Origin of the sequence: Brumicola blandensis (assembly GCF_031846165.1) — a bacterium.
Taxonomy (GTDB): Bacteria; Pseudomonadota; Gammaproteobacteria; order Enterobacterales; family Alteromonadaceae; genus Glaciecola; species Glaciecola blandensis.
The window spans coordinates 421,502-441,213 of record NZ_JAVRIE010000002.1 but is presented as its reverse complement, the minus strand read 5'-3'; the positions used below and the strand labels follow the sequence as shown (position 1 = coordinate 441,213).

Here is a 19,712-nt window from a genome sequence, read left to right as displayed (position 1 = left end):
GTCTCTAAAATGCTTTTTTACTGTGTTTAAACTTGCACTGCCGACGTGTCTTTTAGCGCTTTTTTCTTCAACTTACGCTCTCTCACTCTGCACAACAACGCAACTAGGGTTGGGGTAAAGAATAGCGACAAGAGCACAGAAAAGCCAACGCCACCGGCTAAAACCACGGCAAGTGGTGGCCAAAAAGATCCTTCTGAGAACAAAAGAAGTGGAATTAGCCCACCGACGGTGGTAAACGTCGTCGATAGAATGTGACGGCTGCAACTCATGGTTTCATCAACTATGGCTGCGGTATCACCTGATTTCGCTTGTGGGTTTGCATTAATTGCAGCAATAACAACAATTGAGCCATTGATTGCCACACCAATTAAACCCGCGCTCCCCAGTAAAGGGTTGAAACCAACCGGTAAGCCAGACAACCATAAGCTGAACATACCTAGGCCCACGGACAAGATTGCGACAGCGCCAATCACCCCAGCGAAGCGAACACTCCCGAACGTGAGGATAAGTGTCGTAATCATTAACACGAGTAACACCGGCGCATAGGTCGCTAATTGTCCCAGAGCTTGTTGCTGTTCATCGGCGTCACCTGCCATTTTGATCCGATATCCTTTCGGCAATACTAACTCCCCACTTTCCAAGATGTCACGCAACTGATTGCTTGCATCTATCGCGGGAATGCCTGGTAATAAAAAGGCCTGAATTTTATTCACTCTGACCCCATTAATTCGCGTGATACCACTGATGCTAGGCAAGAGTGTAATCTCGCCTAAGGCGGCCACACCAACACTGGCTTGGTTTTGTGCAAGCAAAGTATTCATCAATGGCAATGCATCCAATTCTTGTGTACTAGCGCGTTGTTGCTCCGACACGCGGACTCGAATAGGAAGTTCTTCTGTACCTTGCAGAACAGAGCCACCTACCGTGCCTGTTAAGGAGGTTTGTAACTGTTGAGCAATGTCGTTTAGCGATAAGTGAGAAATAAACGATTCATTTTCAGACACATCAAAGTGCAGTTCAGACTCTCCTGTCGTAATTGATGCCGTAGATTGTGTGATGCCCGGCACCTTGGTCATCGCCAAACGTACCTTTTCACCCAAGGCGTTCAGTGTATCTACGTCGGGACCAAAAATATCTACTTCAATCGGCGCGGCAATAGGGGGACCTTGTCCAAAAGCTCTGACTACCACTTTCGCCTGAGGAAACTTATCTTGCAATTCAAACTGCAGTTCAGTAATCATACTGGCAGCCGCACTCACGCTATCTACAGTTATTACCGCATTTGCAAACTCCGGCGAATTGTCTCGCGTCATCACCTGATTATAATAGACCGAAGGCGCGGATCCACCGACCAACCACGTCACCTGTTCAACCCGCTCCTTGTCACGAATATAACTATCCATTTCATAGGTCAGACTCTTCGTTCTTTCAATCGATGAGCCTGAGGGCAGCCAAACATACATCTCAAATTGATCTCTATCTGCACTCGGAAAGAACACATTCGCCAGTTGTTGTGACAACACAAAGCCCGACAAACAAAATACAGTGACCAAAGGAAGGACAATGAGTGGCTTTTTGATTGACTTGGCTAAGAGCTTTGAAAACTCAGAAGATACGCTTGGCAGTTGCAATCCACGCAAATACCAAGCGTGCTCTACTCCGGAATCTCTTGGCAGGAAGCGTGCAGCTAAAGCAGCAATAACCGTGAGGGAAATAGCCAAAGATCCCAATAGTGCCATCACCACACTAATCGCAATCGGACTAATAAAGTCGCCAATGTTACCGTTCAAAAGAAATATCGGCATAAAACCAAGAACGGTGGTCAGCGTCGACGCAAGCAGCGGAGCAAACAGATGTCTCACACTCTTTTCAAGCGCTTGCAGCCGTGTTTTGTCTTGATCTAGTAGATTTAATCGAATTTCATCGGTGATTACAATCGCATTATCAATAAGTAAACCGATTGCGATGATAATACCGAAAATAGACATTTGATGAATTTGCTGATTGAAAAAGCTAAGGGAGAAAATCGCAAAAGCAGCACACAATGGAAGTGCTAAACCAACAATCCAGCTCGCTTTAGCTCCCATGAACAATAGAATGACTAACATCACCACCAAAGAACCAAGCAAGAGGTTTTCAGTCAATTCGGTCAATCTCGCTTCGGTGTAGGTGTTTTGTTCAAACACCATATCCGCTTGCACTGTACCCGCAAACTCTTCGTTAAACTCATCAACCCTCTGCTTGATAGCGGCAGTCCATTTATCTACCCTAACAGTCGTTTGCATTCGAGCGGCAACGAAAATCGTTCGCTTTCCATCAACAATGGCAATTTCACTTTCAGGTGTTTGCCAACCCTGCTCAATACTCGCGACATCTGCCAAGCGCAAATAACTGCTATCTGACGCTTGCAGAGGAATATTTGAGATAATATCAAGGCTTTCAAGTGGCTCAGCAACCTGAATTCGGATGCTCTTTTGTGATGTTCTTAAAACCCCAGCTGGCAACTTGGGATCGGCTGAGCGGATGCGCTGACTCACTTGTTCAATACTTAAACCCGCTGCGGCAAGGGCTTGTGGGTCGAGTGTTACTGTAATTTCTTCGTTGGGCTCGCCGTAAACTCTGACTAATTCTGTTCCCACCACATTTCTCATTCGGTCAACAAGCTCAGATGCTAAGCGGCCACTAACCGATAAAGGGGTTGTTTCGGGAATATCGGCATTCATAGAGACTAAAAGTGTAAAAGCAGTCGCTCCGCGCTTGTCTTCCAAAATTGGCTTGTTTACGCCTGCGGGAAATCGGGTAGACGCATTCTCGATGCTATCTCTGATCTTCGAGAATATTTGCTGATTATTGCTATTATCAACCGTATCTTGGAGCTCTATTTGCAGAAACGAAAAGCCCGATTTTGAGGTCGATTTTATTTCTTTGATTTCAAACAGCTCGCGAAGCTCGTCTTCCAAAACATCGCTCACCAAGGCCTCTACTCTTTCTGCTGATGCGCCTGGGTATGAAGTAAGTACTAACACATTACGTAGATCGATACGCGGATCTTCTAGGCGAGGGAGGTTTTGTACTGCAGACAAGCCAGCCACTAGAATAATGATAATACTTAGTACCAGCAAATGGCCTCGACGGAAAAACGTGGTATACCAGGGTGAAGAAGTATTCATCACTATCGACCCGTTACCGTTTTCACGCTGACATTGTTTACCGCTTGATTTGGGGTAAATCGTTGCAAGCCCGACACGATTAATTTATCGCCCTGCTCTATCGCACCAGACACAAATGCACGATCTTGTTCCATGTATTCAACCTGCACACTTCTTGGTTGCACAATCTGCTTTCCATCAACTTCGCTTACAATAAACAAAGTCCATAAGCCTCGTACACCATTTGCCAGTGCTGCAACAGGAACCCACGCACCAGTGTGTTGGACATCAACATCAACTGAAAGTGACACGATATCGCCCGGCATAATATATGTTTGTTCCAAGTCTACTGACTCTATGGCAAATACAGCGTCAATGGCTCGCGTAGCTCGATTTCGTTGCTTAGCGATGGAGCTTAGTCGCGAATTCAATACTTGGCCATTAAAGTTCAAAGGGTAAACCTCACCTATCTTTAAGGCCAAAGGTGAATTTGTTGGCAAGCCAATGCGTGCTTCGAGTCGTTGTTGGGAAAGGATTGAAAACACACCTTGGCCGCTGCTAACCACCGTACCAGGGTCTAAAATTTGACTCACCACTTGACCATCAAATGGTGCCTTCAGCGTTGACTTTTCAATTTCAACGGCTAGTCTTTCTTGCCTTGCTATCACCTCATTTACCGCCGCATTTGCGGCATCTAAGTTAGCTTCGGCTTCGTCTAAACGCTGTGAAGACTCTAATTTAGACTTTACTAATTCTGCAATTCTATTGTTAGAAAGTTTAGCAAGGTTCGCATCTGCTTGAGCTCGCGTCAATGCGGCCTCTAGCTCCTGTTGTTGCGCTAACAATCTTTGTAAATCTAAGCCAGCTAAAGCCTGACCTTTGGCAACTGAATCGCCTTCTTTCACATACAGTTCGTTAATGACACCTGATAACTCAAACCCGATCGTTGCTTGTGTTGCTGATTCGATTAAGCCATATACTTTACGTTGTTTACTGTAAGCGTTCTGAAGCATTATCTCCTGAACTTCAACACTGGCATTCTGCATCACCATCGACTCTGCTTCTGAAAATGCATTAGCGGTTTTTTCACCAGAAAAGAGAAGTAAGATAGCTAACAATGAAAAACTACCGACGCTCAGTAAGATCAGATGTTGGCGTCCGCTGCGACTGTTGGCGTTTTCTGCACTCTTCTCGCTTTTAGCACTTTCCGCGCCAGAAGCCTGTTTAGCTGTAGAACTCATAATGTATACATTCCAAAGATGAAAGAAGCGATGCCATAAGAATGAACTGTTAACGGCAAGAGCGTGCAATGCTAAACCATAAATACTAGACCGTCTAGTATGATTACTATTTTTATGCTAAATTGGTTTACTACGCACAATAGAAAAAACGAAAGAATGTATGTCTGAACAGATCGAAGTAAAACCCAAAGCCGTTGGTAGGCCTAAAAGTAATCAAAAGCGTAAGCAAATTCTGTATACCGCCAGCGAATTATTTTTGCAGCAGGGTTATGATCGAACCTCTATGGACGCGGTTGCTAAGGCGAGTGAGGTTTCTAAACAAACTGTATATTCTCACTTCAAAAACAAAGATATTTTATATACTGCAGTCATCGAAACGAAATGCGAAGAATATCGGATTGAAGAAGCGAGTATTTGTGTCGAAAAACAAGCCATTGAAGATATTCTTCAGAACATTGCGCTGAACTTTATCCAATTATTGAATGATAAACGAGTCATTGCTATGTACTCGGTAGTGATCGGCGAATCAAAATATAATAAGCATGTTGCCGAGTTATTTTATGATGCTGGTCCATTACACAGTGTTAATTTGGTGTCACAGTTACTGATGAAACACCCTAGCACGCAACTGAGTAATGCAGATGCCAAAGATGCCGCAATCGACTTCTTTAATTTGTTAAAAGGCGATTATCACATGCGCAGCATGTTAGGTTTAAGCTATGAACAAGACGAGGCTGCACTGCTCGAGTACGCAAGAAAGGTCGTCAAGAAAACCGCCCGATTATTAACGCTTTATTAGTCCCGTTCGCGGCACCAAGTTCTGGAATATGATCTTGAGCAATATAGTTGACAGTTTTCTGATGTTTTTGTCGAAATATCAGGATTTAAGGCTCACTTTTTTGGTAAACTCAGCCCCACTTCAAGATTGGGGACAAGGTAGCAATATCAGTGACAGCGTTTACAGGTAATCATGTGCTTGGTGTAGGTCAATTTGACCGCGCACAAATCGAGAAAGTTTTTCACGTTGCCGACAGTATGACTCCCTATGCGATGCGTCAAAAAAGGACGCAAGTATTAGATGGTGCCATTTTGGGCAATCTGTTTTTTGAACCTAGTACGCGAACACGCGTCAGCTTTGGTACAGCATTCAACCTGCTTGGTGGCGAAGTTCGAGAAACCACAGGCATGAGTAACTCAGCTTTAGCCAAAGGTGAGTCACTTTATGATACTGCACGAGTGCTCAGCGGTTATTCAGATATTATTGCCATGCGTCATCCTGTTGCAGGCTCGGTTGCCGAATTTGCCGAAGGTAGTCGTGTCCCAGTAATCAATGGTGGCGATGGGGCTAACGAGCACCCGACGCAGGCTTTACTCGATTTATATACTATCGAGAAGGAACGTAAGTCGCATGGTGAAGGTATCGATGGTCTACACATTGCCATGATAGGCGATTTGAAATTTGGCCGTACTGTGCATTCACTCTCTAAGTTACTCTGCTTATATCAAAATATTCACTTTACTTTGATCTCGCCGAAAGAGTTGAGCATGCCTAGTTATATTTGCGATATGATCACGAATGCGGGCCACAAACTGACGATTACAGATCAGTTTGAAGGCAGCAATAAAACTGACATTTGTTATCAAACTCGTATACAGGAAGAACGCTTTCCATCTCAGGACGAAGCGAATAAATATCGTGGCAAATTCCGCCTGAACCAACAAATTTACACAAAACACTTTCAATCTAAAACCGTCATTATGCACCCGCTTCCTCGTGATTCTCGTGCTGAGGCGAATGAATTAGATAACGACCTCAATTTAAACCCTAATCTCGCTATTTTCCGCCAAACCGACAATGGAGTGCTAGTGCGTATGGCGTTGTTTGCGCTAACGCTAGGTGTAGAAGATAAAGTGAGCGACTTCGACAGACCTGTTCACTGGTATAGTAATAAAGGCCAAAATTAATATGACAACACAATCCGAAAAACTGTTTGCCAGAGCGCAAATTACGATCCCTGGTGGCGTTAACTCGCCTGTACGCGCGTTTAAAGCTGTGGGTGGAACACCTCGCTTTATCACCAAAGCAGATGGCCCCTATATGTGGGATGTTGATGGGAATCGTTACATTGATTACATTTGTTCATGGGGCCCAATGGTATTAGGCCACAATAACGAAAAAATCCGTAAAGCGGTCATTGAAGCATCTGAATTCGGTTTGAGCTATGGCGCACCAACAGAAGCTGAGATCACAATGGCTGAGTTAGTCAGCAAGCTGGTACCTTCGATGGAAATGGTACGCATGGTGAACTCGGGCACTGAAGCAACAATGAGCGCAATACGCTTAGCTCGTGGATATACCAGTAAGAATAAAATCCTCAAATTCGAGGGTTGTTATCATGGCCATGCAGACTCACTGCTAGTAAAAGCGGGTTCTGGTGCATTAACACTGGGCGTTCCTAGCTCTCCAGGTGTGCCCGATGACTTTGCAAAGCATACCTTAACGGTAGACTTCAACGATCTCTCGTCAGTACAGCAAGCCTTTGACGAACATGGCGACGACATCGCTTGTATCATTGTTGAGCCAGTTGCTGGCAACATGAATTGTATTCCACCCGTTGAAGGCTTTTTGGAAGGTTTGCGAGACATCTGCGACAACTACGGTGCGGTCCTCATTTTTGATGAAGTCATGACTGGTTTCCGAGTTTCTTTAGGCGGTGCACAGGCGCATTACAAGGTTATACCTGACTTAACGTGCTTAGGAAAAGTGATCGGTGGTGGCATGCCAGTCGGTGCTTTTGGTGGTAAGAAAAAAATTCTGACTCACGTTGCGCCAACAGGTCCAATTTACCAAGCCGGAACATTATCTGGAAACCCAATCGCAATGGCGGCGGGGCTTTCAGCACTGACTCAATTAGCCGAACCAGGTTTTTACGATAGCATTTTTGAGAATACTCGTATTTTAGCTGAAGGTATTCGAGATACAGCACACCAGAATAATATACCTATGAGCATAAATGTAGCTGGTAGTATGTTTGGAATATTCTTCACCGAAGAACCGAAAGTGACGAACTACAAGCAAGCCATTAGTTGCAATACAGAGCAGTTTAACCAGTTCTACCATGCCATGCTAAATGAAGGTGTTTATTTGGCACCAGCTTCTTATGAGGCGGGCTTTGTCTCGAAAATGCACACCTTAGATGTCGTTAATGCCACCATTGAAGCTGCTGACAGAGCATTCAAGCAAATCACTGCGAAATAAAAGGACTTAATAGACGTGTTGTATTGGGTCATCGGATTAACAACTTATGCGCTAGTGAGCACAGTTTTATGGGTGTTTTACTCCTATAAAGCCAAGCGTACTAAGCATAAGTTGCAACAATATTCCGATAACGAGAAACAGTCGTATCAGCAAAAAGCTGACCAAGCAATGCACCTCAATCATACCTTTCAAAAATTTGTACCAAGACAGTTTGTAGAGCATATTGCTAAGCAAGGAGCCTCTCTGGAGCTCGGACATGCCGACGAAGATAATGTTGCGATTATGTTTTGTGACATTCGAGGCTTTACTGGGCTATCAGAGAAAATGAAACCGCAAGAGCTCATGAATTTTCTCAATTCTTACTTTTTGCGGATGAATGCACCCATTCATGACAACAAAGGCTTCATCGATAAGTTTATCGGCGATGCTATTATGGCCTTGTTCGATAATCCGGAAGGTTCCGATTCAGATAAAGCACAAGACTCCATACGTGCGGCTATTGGACTGCGCCGCGCTTTGTTTCTCTACAACCAACACCGTGAGAGAAGTGGTTATAGTGCCGTGAATATCGGCATAGGTATCCACTTTGGTCCCGTCATCATTGGTACAGTAGGTTCTGACGATAGAATGGATACAACGGTTATTGGCGACAGTGTGAATATTGCACAACGTTTAGAAACCCTGGCGCCCATTTACGATGTTGATATTATTGTATCAGACCAATTAGTTGCCACTACTGATTATGCTTTTGCATCAAGAACAATCGATTGGGTGAGAGTTAAAGGCCGCACAGAACCTCTGAAGTTAGTTGAAATACTCGAACACCTAGAAGATGATTTACAACAAGAACGGCTCGACCGCGCAGTCGCAATCAATTTGGGCCTAGAGTTACGCATTGAAGGCAAGTTACGTGAAGCTCTCGAAGTCTTTAAAGAGGCTCGAAAACTGTCTCCAAACGATCCCATCGTTAAGCATCATATTAAATGGACAGAGCATTTGATATTACATGGCATTCCAGAGAACTGGGATGGTACGCTACAAATTGGTAGTGAATAGCTCACTCTAAAAGCTGAACGTTCATTAATGCAGTCTTTGGATCTGAGCTATTACAATGTTCAAGTGGAATGGGAAGACCCTAGCATACAAAACTTTATCGATTATGTCGCTTATATGAACTCATCAAAAGGTAATGAAGGTATCACGTTGACCCATTGCCGTTTAAATTGGCGTGGTGCGGTATTTACCTACTTATATAAAGTCACACAACTAAACGAAGATGAAGCGAAGGCAAAGAAAGACATGTTGGCAATATGGCAACCCAACGAGACTTGGCAAGACTACATCGATGAGGTTATCGAATTCTACCAATCCAAATAAGCGGCGATAAACTCGCTGTGTATTTTAGCAGCAGAGAAAAGTGACTTAAGCCTCCTTAACTTGCTTTTCACCCTCATTTTTTCTCATCATGATGCCCACAGCAACAATGATGAGCGTCAAGCCTGCGGCATGGTAAAGGGTAAACGCTTCCCCCAACCAAAAGACAGCAAAAACGGAAGTCATTGCTGGGCCGCATGTACCCACTATACTCGTTCGCTCAGGTCCAATTTTATGAATCGCTTCTGCGACTAATAAAGAGGGAATTACCGTACAGAAAAATGCCAAACTGGCTACCGCAATATAGCCCTCGTTTGATACAGACAGACTGCTGATATCTTGGCTTATCGAAAAATACACAAAGATAAAAATACTGGCTGCAAGCATTGCGACACTAGTAAACATCTGGCTACCTACTTTGGTCATAAGCGGTTTGCTCCAAAGCACATAAATAGCAAAGGCTATAGCACTCATAAACACTAAGCTAGTACCCAGAGCAACCTCTGCTCCTAGCGTGCTAAGGTCATGACCAAATATCAGCAGTATTCCGCTATAAGACATACCAAGAAGTAGCCAAATATTTTCAGGAAGCTTGGTTTTAAAGAAAAAGTAAGACATCAATACAACAATCGTCGGGAAGCAAAAGAGGACGACCCGCTCAAGTTGGGCCGTGATGTACTGCAAACCTAGTAAGTCCAGGTAACTTGCAACAAAATAACCGAGCACGCCCAATGTACCAATTGGGATGACATTAGAGAGATAAATGTGTCGCTTGGGTTTATTACGCAGCCAGAGAAAGAGTATTAGGCCAGCGTAAAAAGGCAGCGCCATTAGCATTCGAAGTACAATCACTTGTTCACTTGAAAGCCCTAAGTCATAGGCGTACTTAATTACGATAGGCTTAAGTGAAAACAGCAATGTGCCAGCAAGAGCAAGCAATATTCCTGCAATGAGAGAGGGTTTAGCACTAGCATCCAATGTGTCATTACGCCTTATGATTATGCCTCGCGCACACGACCGCGCAAGGTTAAAGGCGCGTAGTTTATCATCTAAAGCAATACAGTTCTGTTGCAGCCAACAAAAATATTAAATTGAGTGCAGTTATGTTATTTTCCCTGTGCTGTCGATAAAGGATCGAACAGTGCATTTTCAACACTACTATAAATGGATTTAACGATGCCTTTACTCATTAAAAGACCTCTTCCTCCCGCTCATAAAAAAATTCTCACTGCTTGGGTCATTACGCTTGTCGGCTATGTTGCCTTAACCTTTTTTACTCGACTTTCTTTTGATTGGCTAAGCTTGTCGACTATTTCAAACGCTTTCTTGATTTTATTGATTTGGACTGAATTTAAGCAACAAGATATGGCTACAAAAGTCGACGACGCGGTAGCGTATTTGCAGGTAAGCAATGGGAAAATAGTGCTTGGAGAAAAGCACTTACAAATTGAAAAAGTAAACAAATTAGTACTCGATATCCAAGATGATATTGCCTATTGCTCATTACCGTTTAACCAAGCAAAGCCGGGGGTCGTGCTGAGTTTTTGTTTTCCAAAAGAGCAGCTCGACGCCTTAAAACAGCATATTCAAAGCGCCTTACCTAAGGTCAAAATCATTGAAGAACACTCGGACTGAGCGCGTTAGTCAGCCACCTAACGCGCGTTCTTCAGTGCCTGAATACGTTCGTCTAAAGGCGGATGGCTCGCAAATATTTTCGACACTTTACCTGCATTAATAGCAAATGCGGCCATTTCCTCTGGGATCGCTTCTTCTGCGTTCCCACGTTTTAGTTTCTCAAGCGCCGCAATCATATTTTCTCGTCCAGCTAGTTTCGCACCACCAGCATCCGCTTTGAATTCGCGATAGCGCGAAAACCACATAGTGATTGCTGTAGCTAAGATGCCCAGGACTATCTGCATAACGAACGACACGATATAAAATGCGGGCCCATGTCCGCGCTCTACTTTAAAAACGGCACGGTCCACAATAAAACCGATCACACGAGACAGAAACACAACAAAGGTATTCACAACGCCCTGAATAAGAGTCAAAGTAACCATGTCTCCGTTGGCAACATGACTGACTTCGTGAGCTAACACAGCTTCAACCTCGTCCTTACTCATTGAATGCAGCAAGCCAGTACTCACGGCAACCAAGGCATTATTTTTGTTCCAACCAGTGGCAAACGCATTAGGTGATGGATGATTAAAAATACCGACTTCTGGCATGCCTATTTTCGCTTCTTGAGCTTGTTTCTTCACCGTATCGACAAGCCAACGCTCCGTTGGATTAGAAGCTTGCGCAATAATATGCACCCCCATGCTCCGCTTCGCCATCCATTTCGAAATAAGCAAAGAAATGATAGAGCCACTAAAGCCAATCACTGCAGAGTACACTAGTAATGCTTGGAGGTTGAGGTCTACGCCATTGCTAGCAAGAACACCTTCCAAACCGAGTAGACTAAAAACAAGACTTAACAACACCATTATTGCGATGTTGGTACCTAAAAATAGCAAAATTCTCATTGCGAAAACCTGTTTACCTGTTATACATCACAATATGATTACGAATAGGACAAATAACAATGTTCAAGATAAAAAATATTTTCGAATTGAGGTTTATACCAGTCGAGCACTTTTGTAAGCACTGAAGCTAGGGACGAGTGCAATCAGAAAGGTTGATAACATAATAACACCAAGCATCACTGCGGTGTGTGCCGAGAAAATATCGACACTCAAGGCCATTCCATATTCTGCGAGCATAAAGTCTCTGCTGAGCCAAATACCAGAAACGATAAGGGCTAAGCCGCTGACACAAGCAAAGGCGGCAATGGTCAGTGCTTCTAGTTCAATTAACCAGAAAACAAAACTAGGTTTGGCTCCCATGACTCTTAGTACTGCAATTTCCTGCTTCCGTTCTCTTAGGGTTGCCAATAACATAGTGCAAAGACCCAAGAGGCTAGCAATGAGCACTGCGGCTGAAATTACGCGGAGCACATTTTCGACTGCGCCGACTAGCCTCCACAACTCAGCTAAAGCAACACCAGGGATAATGGCGGATAACGCTTCATTATTATATTGGTTAACTTGCCTTTGAACTTGCAACACAGCAATGCGAGACTGCAAACCCAACATAAACGCTGAAATTTGACTAGGTTCAAGCGCTAACTCTGCATGTTCATGATGAACGAGTGGCGAATCTGCCTGTTTTTGCTCATGCTCATGATGGCCATGCTCTTGCTCGTGATGGTCGTGGTCATGCTCATGCTGGTCGTGCTCACTTCCTTCGTGAGTCTGCGATTCAACTACTTTATCTGAAGCAGGCTTCTTCAAACTTGAACGACTTAGCGAGCGCTGAGGGGTTTGGTGTACAGCTTCTACCGCGCTTAAGCCTATATGAATGGCTTGGTCTACAGGAGTACCTGTCGGCTTTAATATCCCCGTCACCTTAAATGGATGTGCATCGTGGTGACTAAAACTAACGCTACCAACACCATGAGAAATAATGACCTCATCACCTAATTGATAGCCTAGTTTGTTTGCTACATCGGCACCTAGGACTAAATCAAAGGTGCCAGCAAAACGTTGACCATTGGCGAACGCCAAACTGCTTTTATCACCAAAGCGATAATGTTCAAAATAGGCGTTGGTTGTACCAATCACAGCAAACCCTTTATGTGAATCACCTAATGAGAGCGGAATGGACCACTTTACTTGTGGTTTTTCGATGATCTCTTGGTAACTTTCCCAACTCACTGCATTTGCGTTCGCCCCGACCCTAAATACAGAGCTAAGAAGAAGGTTGATAGGCCCTGTTCGGCCACCTACAATCAAATCGACACCAGATACAGTGCGATAAAAGCTTTGCTTTGCTTCATTGCGAATATGTTCAATGGAAATCAACAAGCAGACACTCACTACCAGAGCAAAAAAGGTAAGTAACACGCTCACTTTGCGATTCAAGAGGCTTTGTTTAGCGACTCTAAATCTCATTTACTTCGCCGCCTCATTCAAGTCTGGTAAAGATTGAACCCGGTCAAAGTATGTGGACAAGCGCTTATCATGGCTAACAAATATGAGACTCGCCTTGCAAGAATGAACAGTCTCTAACAGTACATCCATAAAAGCACTTGTCGCATCCTCATCTAGTGCAGAAGTTGGCTCATCAACAATCATCAAACGGGGAGTGTTTATGAGTGCGCGAGCGATTGCTATTCGCTGTTGCTGGCCTACGCTCAGAGCATCGGCGCGTTGATGTAATAAATCGAGTGGGAGTTGTAGCTTGAGTAGCAGTTCTGACGCGTGTTCCTCAATACCAACACTGTTGTCGTCCATATTTTTTGAAAAATAGCACGCCAATTTAATGTTATCGATAACCGATAAATAAGGTACAAGGTTAAACTGCTGTAGCACCACACCAATATGTTGTGCGCGATAACTGTCTCGCTCGCTAGGTTTTAAACTAGAAATAAGCGTTTCGTCGATTGTTATGCTTCCCTCATTAGGAACTAATAAGCCTGACATCAAACTCAATAATGTACTCTTGCCACAGCCTGATGGTCCATATAAGAATACACGTTCTTGCGTTTTCACTTGCCAGTTTTCTATTGCTAAAACAGGCTTTCCAGCATCATAAGCAAAACGAAGTTTATCTATTTGGATAGCAAGAGGGGCGCTCATCAAAAAGGTACCTTACCATCTTCGTATTCTTTTGCAGCACGCTTGATAAATTGAATAGAAGGAGCGAAAAACGCGGCGCCTGTTTCTGCATTTGAATAATCTAAGAGTCGGTCGTAGTGCCCTAGTTCATCACCAAATACGCGGCTATGCAGCATTTCTCGGAATGACTTACTATTGTTGGCACAACTCACAAAAAACAAGCCCTGCATCAGCATATCACCGTAGGGCATACTTTGCTTCAATAAGCTAGGGTATTCACCTTGAGGACCGGTCAGTTTCGTCCTAAACGTATGAGAAGACCGCCCGGTATCGACCAATGGTAGATTGTGTTCTTTGGTTTTCCCCATAATAGCTTCTTGACGACGTAAGGCTAAGGCATTCCAACGCGTCATATCGTGACGATAACGCTGAATGTGAAGATAACTACCACCTTTGAACTCGGGATCACTATCACCCACAATGGCAATATCAAATTTCTTCATTCCTCGCGGATTGTCTTCATTCACCATGAAGCCGGTAAGGTCTCGTCCATCTAGATAGCGAAACGCGCTCACTTGCTCAACCAACTCTACGTGCACTCTTAAAAGGTCGAGTACTTCAATACCAATGGCATGACAGATGTCTAAACGGTCAGCGCGGATTTGAATATATAGGTCACATTGCAGTACAGGTGCGCAACGGTCTTCACTCTGCATATCGGGAAATGCATTGAGTTCTTGGGGACGACTAATTGGATAGAGCTCTGACCAAAAGCTGGCACCGACACCGATTACGCCAGACACCATTGCCTCATAATGCTCGTCATCGAAATGCTCAAACAGATCGAGCAAGCGCGAAAGCTTCTCACGAATGGCTGGAAAGTCATCATCAACCACATTAAACAACAGGTATTGGGCGTGCAGATTTGGCTCTGCACAAATCCCTTTTTGCGGTTGACTCATTTACTTAGTATCCTGCGGCTTGACCATCTTTTCTCGTTTCCGATGCACCATAGTACACTTTATTTTTATCGTCTAGCATAATAGCCTGATAGCCACCGAACGCACCGGAGACATCTTTAATGGTGTGTCCCATCTTCAACAGCTCACGTCTCGTCTTATGCGAAAAACCAGACTCTAAGCTAACAAAACCGCCATCTACCATGACATCTCCCTCAGGAGAGCTGGAACCTGTATGCAGAATACGAGGTGCATCGCCCGCTTCTTGCAAATTCATACCAAAATCAATCATATTGATAATAATTTGAGCGTGCATTTGTGGTTGCGTACCGCCACCCATCACACCGAAACTCATCAGAGGTTTGTTATTTCTAGTGACGAATGCAGGAATGATGGTATGAAACGGACGCTTGCCTGGCTCCAAACTGTTAAAGTGGTCCTTGTCTAAAGAAAACATTTCACCCCGGTTCTGCAGAACAAAGCCTAAATCGGTGGGTATCATACCCGAGCCCATGCCTCGATAATTACTTTGGATCAAAGATACCATGTTGCCTTTGCTGTCAGCGACTGTTAGGTAAATCGTGTCACCGTCATGTTTGCCAGCATCAACACGCTTTGCCGCAGTGTTTGCATCAATCAGCTTTTGACGCTCAGCTGCGTAATCTTTTGAGATTAACCAGTCTACTGGGATCTCATTAAAATCGGGATCAGCATAAAATTTAGCTCGGTCTTCAAACGCTAACTTTTTCGCTTCAACAAAGGTGTGAACAAACTCAGCACTATCACGTCCCATGCTTTCCAAATCATAGAGTTCAAGTAAATTGAGAATCTGTAGAGCAGCAATACCTTGTCCATTTGGTGGTAACTCCCACACATCGTAACCACGATAATTGGTCGAGACAGGCTCTATCCATTCCGACGTATGGGTAGCAAGATCTTGATAGCTCAACAAACCGCCCTGATTCTGCATAAAACCACCAATCGTACGCGCGATATCACCTTTATAGAAGGCATCGCGCCCGCCTGTTGCTATTTTTTCGTAAGTAGCTGCTAGGTTGGGATTTCTAAAAATTTGGCCTTTCTTTGGCGTTTTACCATTGATAGTGAAGGTTTCTTCAAATCCAGGGTACTGGCCAATACGCTTCTGATTCATTTCAAAGTAGTAGGCAATTAACTCTGAAACAGGAAACCCGTCTCGCGCATATCGAATAGATGGAGCAAGCAGTTCTTGCATCGACTTAGAACCGAAGCGCTCATGTAGCTGATACCAACCATCCACTGCACCCGGCACAGAAACGGGTAAAGGGCCAAACGCGGGAATACGATCTAAGCCTTGCTGTTTAAAGTAATCGATAGTTAAGCCTTTTGGCGAACGGCCTGATGCATTTAATCCGTATAGCTTTTGTGATTCTGCATCCCAAACTATTGCAAATAAATCACCACCGATACCGCATCCAGTCGGTTCTACCAAACCAAGCATTGCGTTTGCTGCGATAGCAGCATCGACAGCGTTTCCGCCAGCTTTAAGTACATCAATGGCAACTTGCGTGGCCAAAGGTTGGCTAGTGGCTGCCATTCCGTTTTGCGCAATGACTTCTGAGCGGGAAGCAAAAGGTTCGCCAGTCACTCTATCGTAGGCACCGACAGAGCAAACCATACTGGTCATCAGGACGATAGCGGAAAATTTTAGAACTTTTATCATGCTGTACTCTTATTTTTCTAGTTATTTGAACACTTTAATACAGTGTACCCGCGTTTTAGACCACTGCCAAAAATATCCACAATTATTAAACGTTTTAGCATTCAAAACATAAAAGTGACTTAAAACTAAAGCATAATTGCAACAATCGTCGATTGTGTTTACTCTATAGCCATGAAAGCACCTCTCATATTTACTAAAAATATCCAAAAAAAGTCTAGTTATATGAACTTAAAAACGATTGCTAGCCTGCTGTTATTATTCAGTTTTTCACGCTTTTGCTTTCCTCAGTCAGACACCTTAACCATCTTATTCGCTGCAGACATGCCCATTATTGGGCAAAATGAATCGGGAAGTTATGCCCAGCTAGCCACCGCGGTTAAACAATATCGCGCCGCACAAGCCGATACCTTATTCCTTTTCGGCGGAAATAGTTTAGGTCCCAGCCCAATGTCGTCATTTGATAGCGGTTCGCATATAGTCGATTTGCTCAATAGTATTGAACCCGACGCAATGGGCGTTACTAAAAGAGAATATAGTTACTTTGAAGAACAGCTATCGCTGCGCTCCTTCGAAGCTGTTTTTCCAATGGTCGCTAGCAACATTTTCGATCCACTTCAAAACTCGATGCAAAACGGACTCATGAAGTCAGTCACCATAGAACGCGCTGGAATAAAAATTGGCATCATGGCGGTGGTCGATCCCTTGGCTAAGCAACAATATTTGCTAAACAGAGTGGTTGTTGAAGATATTTCAACAAGCGTTACTCAAGAAGCTGAAATATTGCGACGTGCCGGGGCTGAGTTAATTATCGTGATGCATGGAAGTTTGTTTCCCGAACTCGATGACTTGCTGGAACGTAAGGTTGTTGATATTACCCTATCAAAAGATCATTTCGCGCCAGAGCGCGAGATAGAAAAGTCGAAAAATATCGATAACAAAATACTGATTACTGAAGCTGGAGATTTTGCCTTACTTCAGATTTCAAAACAGAGTGACGAATCAATTGATATTCAATGGCAGCGACAAACCTTGAGTCGCTTTGCACTGGATCCAGACATTGCTAGCCTAGAATTAGATTATGTTCAGCGTTTAGACCGACTCATGAATCTTCCAATTGCTACCGTGAAAAAGGGATTCAATACCTTTCGTAATGCCACCAGAAGTTCAGAGAATGAATTTGCTAATATGATCACTGACGCAATGTTGGACTACACCGATGCAGACATTGCGATTATAAATAGCGGTGGCATTAGAGGTGATACTGTATATGCTCCATCTCATGTTTTTACACGAAAGAACTTAGTCAGCGAACTCCCTTTTAGAGCGGGGATCGTCACAGTACAAATATTGGGTCAGGATCTACTAGAAGCCTTAGAACTGAGTGTTTCTGAATTTGACTACAATAAAGGAAGGTTCCCTCAATTGAGCGGTGCAGAGATAATTTTCGATAGCTCAAGACCTGCTAACAGTCGAATGCTTAGCATCAAGATTCAAGGAGAAGAGATCCAAGCAGACAAATTATATACCCTCGCTACCACTGACTATCTGTATAACGGAGGCGACGGATACACTGAATTTGCTAATGGTCAGCTTATTGAAAACTCACAGAATGAGCGGATTATCTTGTCAGACCTAGTGTTGTATTCAATTTTACAAACAAAGGTGATCAGTGTTGAGAAGCAGAACCGTATAGTCAACGCGGCTAAGCTAAAAGGTGCTGAACAGTGATATCAGCTAAAAAACACAATAAATCTCAGAAACGCTTTTCATTAAACAAAGTGTTCACAAGTGCTTTCAGTGTTTTGTTCCTCATTTTCTTGTCTCTAACGATCTCGGTTTACTATCAATTAAATACCTTTAGAGCAGCCTTAGAATCCTCACTACTTGATTCAATACCGACAATCATATCGTTCGATAGTATTGCGAATCGCAGTGAAAGGTTAGTTTTCTATACTGAAAAGCTATCTACCGCAGATAGCCACCCCGCCTTGCGGATTGCGAATAAAAAAATACAGAGCGAGCTCAATCAGATCGAAGAACAATTGCGCGCTGCAAAGCTCGATGAGGTAGTGTTAAAAGAATATGAAGCAATCAAATTTGAACTAGATGAACTTGACGACTTAGTGACACTTCGTTTGGAAACAAATCAAAAAGCCAGTGATGTTGAGCGTAAATTGTATGCCTTATTTGACGAGGCAAAAGCATTGTCGGCCACGATATCAAAGGCAACTGGCACATCTTCGTCATCGTGGTTTGAAGAATTCTCCCAACTGACCATCATGTCGGCCAACCTAATGAGTGCTGATAAACTCAATCAAATTCGCAAATCTAGTCAGAAAATCAGAAACAAGTATGCTTACATTCAAACGATACAACCTGCGTATCTTGGAGAGAGATTGTCTACATTGAATGCAGACTTTCAAGACATCGTTCTTGGCGAACAGGGTTTAATAAACCTCCGTGTAAAGCAGCTTCGAATAAAAGGACGAACCACTGGTAGGGGGAATTTTACAGAAAAGCTAGTGAGTGATTTTGCTCGAGCATTGAACTTTAAAAGTGCGGTCATCAATAAAAAAATTCTAGCAAATGCCCAAAATGAAAAAGAAACTATCGACTTGCAAATTCGTCTATTAGGCTTCTTTGTGTTTATCTGTATTGTATTGTTTGGTTTTATTGCGTGGCAATTAAGACAGCGAGTCATCGTCCGCTTAATAGGCCTCAACAACTATGTATCTCAGTTTGATAGAAAATTTTTAAACACCAAATTAAAAGATGAAATCAGCGATATTGCACTTACCTTCGACAGTTATGTCGACACCATTGAGCAGCAAAAGAAAGAGCTTTCTCAGTTGGCCATGCAAGACGGCTTAACCAAAATAGCCAACCGTCGTGCGTTCGATAAACTATTCCTAAACACTTTCGATTTAGCAAAACGAAACAAACAAGCACTGTCAATTCTCCTCATCGATGTTGATTTTTTTAAGATGTATAACGATGAATATGGCCATATCAAAGGTGACGAAGCCCTCATAGCCGTCGCCACTACGCTCAAACAAAGTCTCAAAAGAGAAGTCGATTTAATAGCGCGTTATGGCGGCGAAGAATTTGTCTGTCTGTTGCCCAACTGTGATCATGAGGGTGCTTGTAAGGTTGCTGAGGACCTTAGGTTAGCAATAGAAACGCTTAAAGAACCACATAAAAGTAGCAGTGTTGCAGAGCACATTACTATCAGTATTGGTGGTGCGACTATCCGCAATACCGAAGTGAGCTCGATTAGCCCTCAGTTTATGCTTAAAGAAGCAGATATCGCCTTATATCGAGTTAAGAGCAAAGGACGCAATGCCGTTCAAGTTTCTCGTTTATAAGTGAC

At 43.5% G+C, this 19,712-nt stretch carries 16 protein-coding genes; 8 read left to right on the top strand and 8 right to left on the bottom strand.

Annotation, left to right across the window (positions count from 1 at the left end; genetic code table 11):
* Positions 1-26 precede the first annotated feature (26 nt).
* Positions 27-3,170 carry an efflux RND transporter permease subunit gene (locus tag RM544_RS07155; RefSeq protein ID WP_311361076.1) on the bottom strand — a complete coding sequence of 1,048 codons (3,144 nt, stop codon included), beginning with the start codon at positions 3,168-3,170 and terminating at the stop codon, positions 27-29.
* Positions 3,171-3,172: 2 nt separating this feature from the next.
* Positions 3,173-4,390: an efflux RND transporter periplasmic adaptor subunit gene (locus tag RM544_RS07150; protein ID WP_311361075.1), complete on the bottom strand. Its 1,218-nt coding sequence runs from the start codon at positions 4,388-4,390 to the stop codon at positions 3,173-3,175.
* Between the two features lie 160 nt (positions 4,391-4,550).
* Between RM544_RS07150 and RM544_RS07145 the strand changes: the two genes are divergently transcribed.
* The 5 genes from RM544_RS07145 to RM544_RS07125 all read left to right on the top strand — a co-directional run bounded on the left by RM544_RS07145 (position 4,551) and on the right by RM544_RS07125 (position 9,026).
* Positions 4,551-5,189 carry a TetR/AcrR family transcriptional regulator gene (locus RM544_RS07145; protein WP_311361074.1) on the top strand — a complete coding sequence of 213 codons (639 nt, stop codon included), beginning with the start codon at positions 4,551-4,553 and terminating at the stop codon, positions 5,187-5,189.
* 149 nt (positions 5,190-5,338) lie between these two features.
* Complete coding sequence (locus RM544_RS07140; protein ID WP_311361073.1) at positions 5,339-6,355, top strand: aspartate carbamoyltransferase; 1,017 nt, start codon at positions 5,339-5,341, stop codon at positions 6,353-6,355.
* Between the two features lies 1 nt (position 6,356).
* Entirely contained in the window at positions 6,357-7,649 is a 1,293-nt protein-coding gene (gene hemL, locus RM544_RS07135; protein WP_311361072.1) for a glutamate-1-semialdehyde 2,1-aminomutase, read from the top strand.
* 15 nt (positions 7,650-7,664) lie between these two features.
* Entirely contained in the window at positions 7,665-8,705 is a 1,041-nt protein-coding gene (locus tag RM544_RS07130) for an adenylate/guanylate cyclase domain-containing protein (RefSeq protein ID WP_311361071.1), read from the top strand.
* Between the two features lie 27 nt (positions 8,706-8,732).
* Positions 8,733-9,026: a protein-tyrosine phosphatase family protein gene (locus RM544_RS07125; protein WP_311361070.1), complete on the top strand. Its 294-nt coding sequence runs from the start codon at positions 8,733-8,735 to the stop codon at positions 9,024-9,026.
* Positions 9,027-9,071: 45 nt separating this feature from the next.
* On the opposite strand, the gene RM544_RS07120 is transcribed toward RM544_RS07125, so the two are convergent.
* Positions 9,072-10,001, bottom strand: a complete 930-nt coding sequence (locus RM544_RS07120) for a DMT family transporter (RefSeq protein ID WP_311361069.1) — start codon at positions 9,999-10,001, stop codon at positions 9,072-9,074.
* Positions 10,002-10,199: 198 nt separating this feature from the next.
* Here RM544_RS07120 and RM544_RS07115 point away from each other — a divergent pair, with 198 nt between their 5' ends.
* Entirely contained in the window at positions 10,200-10,658 is a 459-nt protein-coding gene (locus RM544_RS07115; RefSeq protein ID WP_311361068.1) for a hypothetical protein, read from the top strand.
* Between the two features lie 17 nt (positions 10,659-10,675).
* On the opposite strand, the gene htpX is transcribed toward RM544_RS07115, so the two are convergent.
* The 5 genes from htpX to ggt all read right to left on the bottom strand — a co-directional run bounded on the left by htpX (position 10,676) and on the right by ggt (position 16,342).
* Positions 10,676-11,548: a protease HtpX gene (gene htpX, locus RM544_RS07110; protein WP_311361067.1), complete on the bottom strand. Its 873-nt coding sequence runs from the start codon at positions 11,546-11,548 to the stop codon at positions 10,676-10,678.
* Between the two features lie 93 nt (positions 11,549-11,641).
* Complete coding sequence (locus tag RM544_RS07105; RefSeq protein ID WP_311361066.1) at positions 11,642-13,015, bottom strand: ABC transporter permease; 1,374 nt, start codon at positions 13,013-13,015, stop codon at positions 11,642-11,644.
* Positions 13,016-13,702 (bottom strand): ATP-binding cassette domain-containing protein, encoded by a 687-nt coding sequence (locus RM544_RS07100; protein ID WP_311361065.1) that lies wholly within the window; start codon positions 13,700-13,702, stop codon positions 13,016-13,018. It lies immediately after the preceding gene.
* The gene (locus RM544_RS07095; RefSeq protein ID WP_311361064.1) at positions 13,702-14,643 is read right to left on the bottom strand and encodes a Dyp-type peroxidase; all 942 of its coding nucleotides are present in this window, start codon (positions 14,641-14,643) and stop codon (positions 13,702-13,704) included. The genes RM544_RS07100 and RM544_RS07095 overlap by 1 nt, the downstream gene beginning before the upstream one ends.
* Before the next feature lie 4 nt (positions 14,644-14,647).
* Positions 14,648-16,342, bottom strand: coding sequence for a gamma-glutamyltransferase (gene ggt, locus RM544_RS07090; protein WP_311361063.1), 1,695 nt, complete (start codon positions 16,340-16,342; stop codon positions 14,648-14,650).
* A 222-nt stretch (positions 16,343-16,564) separates the two neighbouring features.
* Between ggt and RM544_RS07085 the strand changes: the two genes are divergently transcribed.
* Both RM544_RS07085 and RM544_RS07080 read left to right on the top strand, forming a co-directional pair.
* Positions 16,565-18,070, top strand: coding sequence for a bifunctional metallophosphatase/5'-nucleotidase (locus tag RM544_RS07085; RefSeq protein ID WP_311361062.1), 1,506 nt, complete (start codon positions 16,565-16,567; stop codon positions 18,068-18,070).
* The gene (locus tag RM544_RS07080; protein WP_311361061.1) at positions 18,067-19,707 is read left to right on the top strand and encodes a diguanylate cyclase; all 1,641 of its coding nucleotides are present in this window, start codon (positions 18,067-18,069) and stop codon (positions 19,705-19,707) included. Before RM544_RS07085 ends, RM544_RS07080 begins: the two co-directional genes overlap by 4 nt.
* Positions 19,708-19,712: the final 5 nt, after the last annotated feature.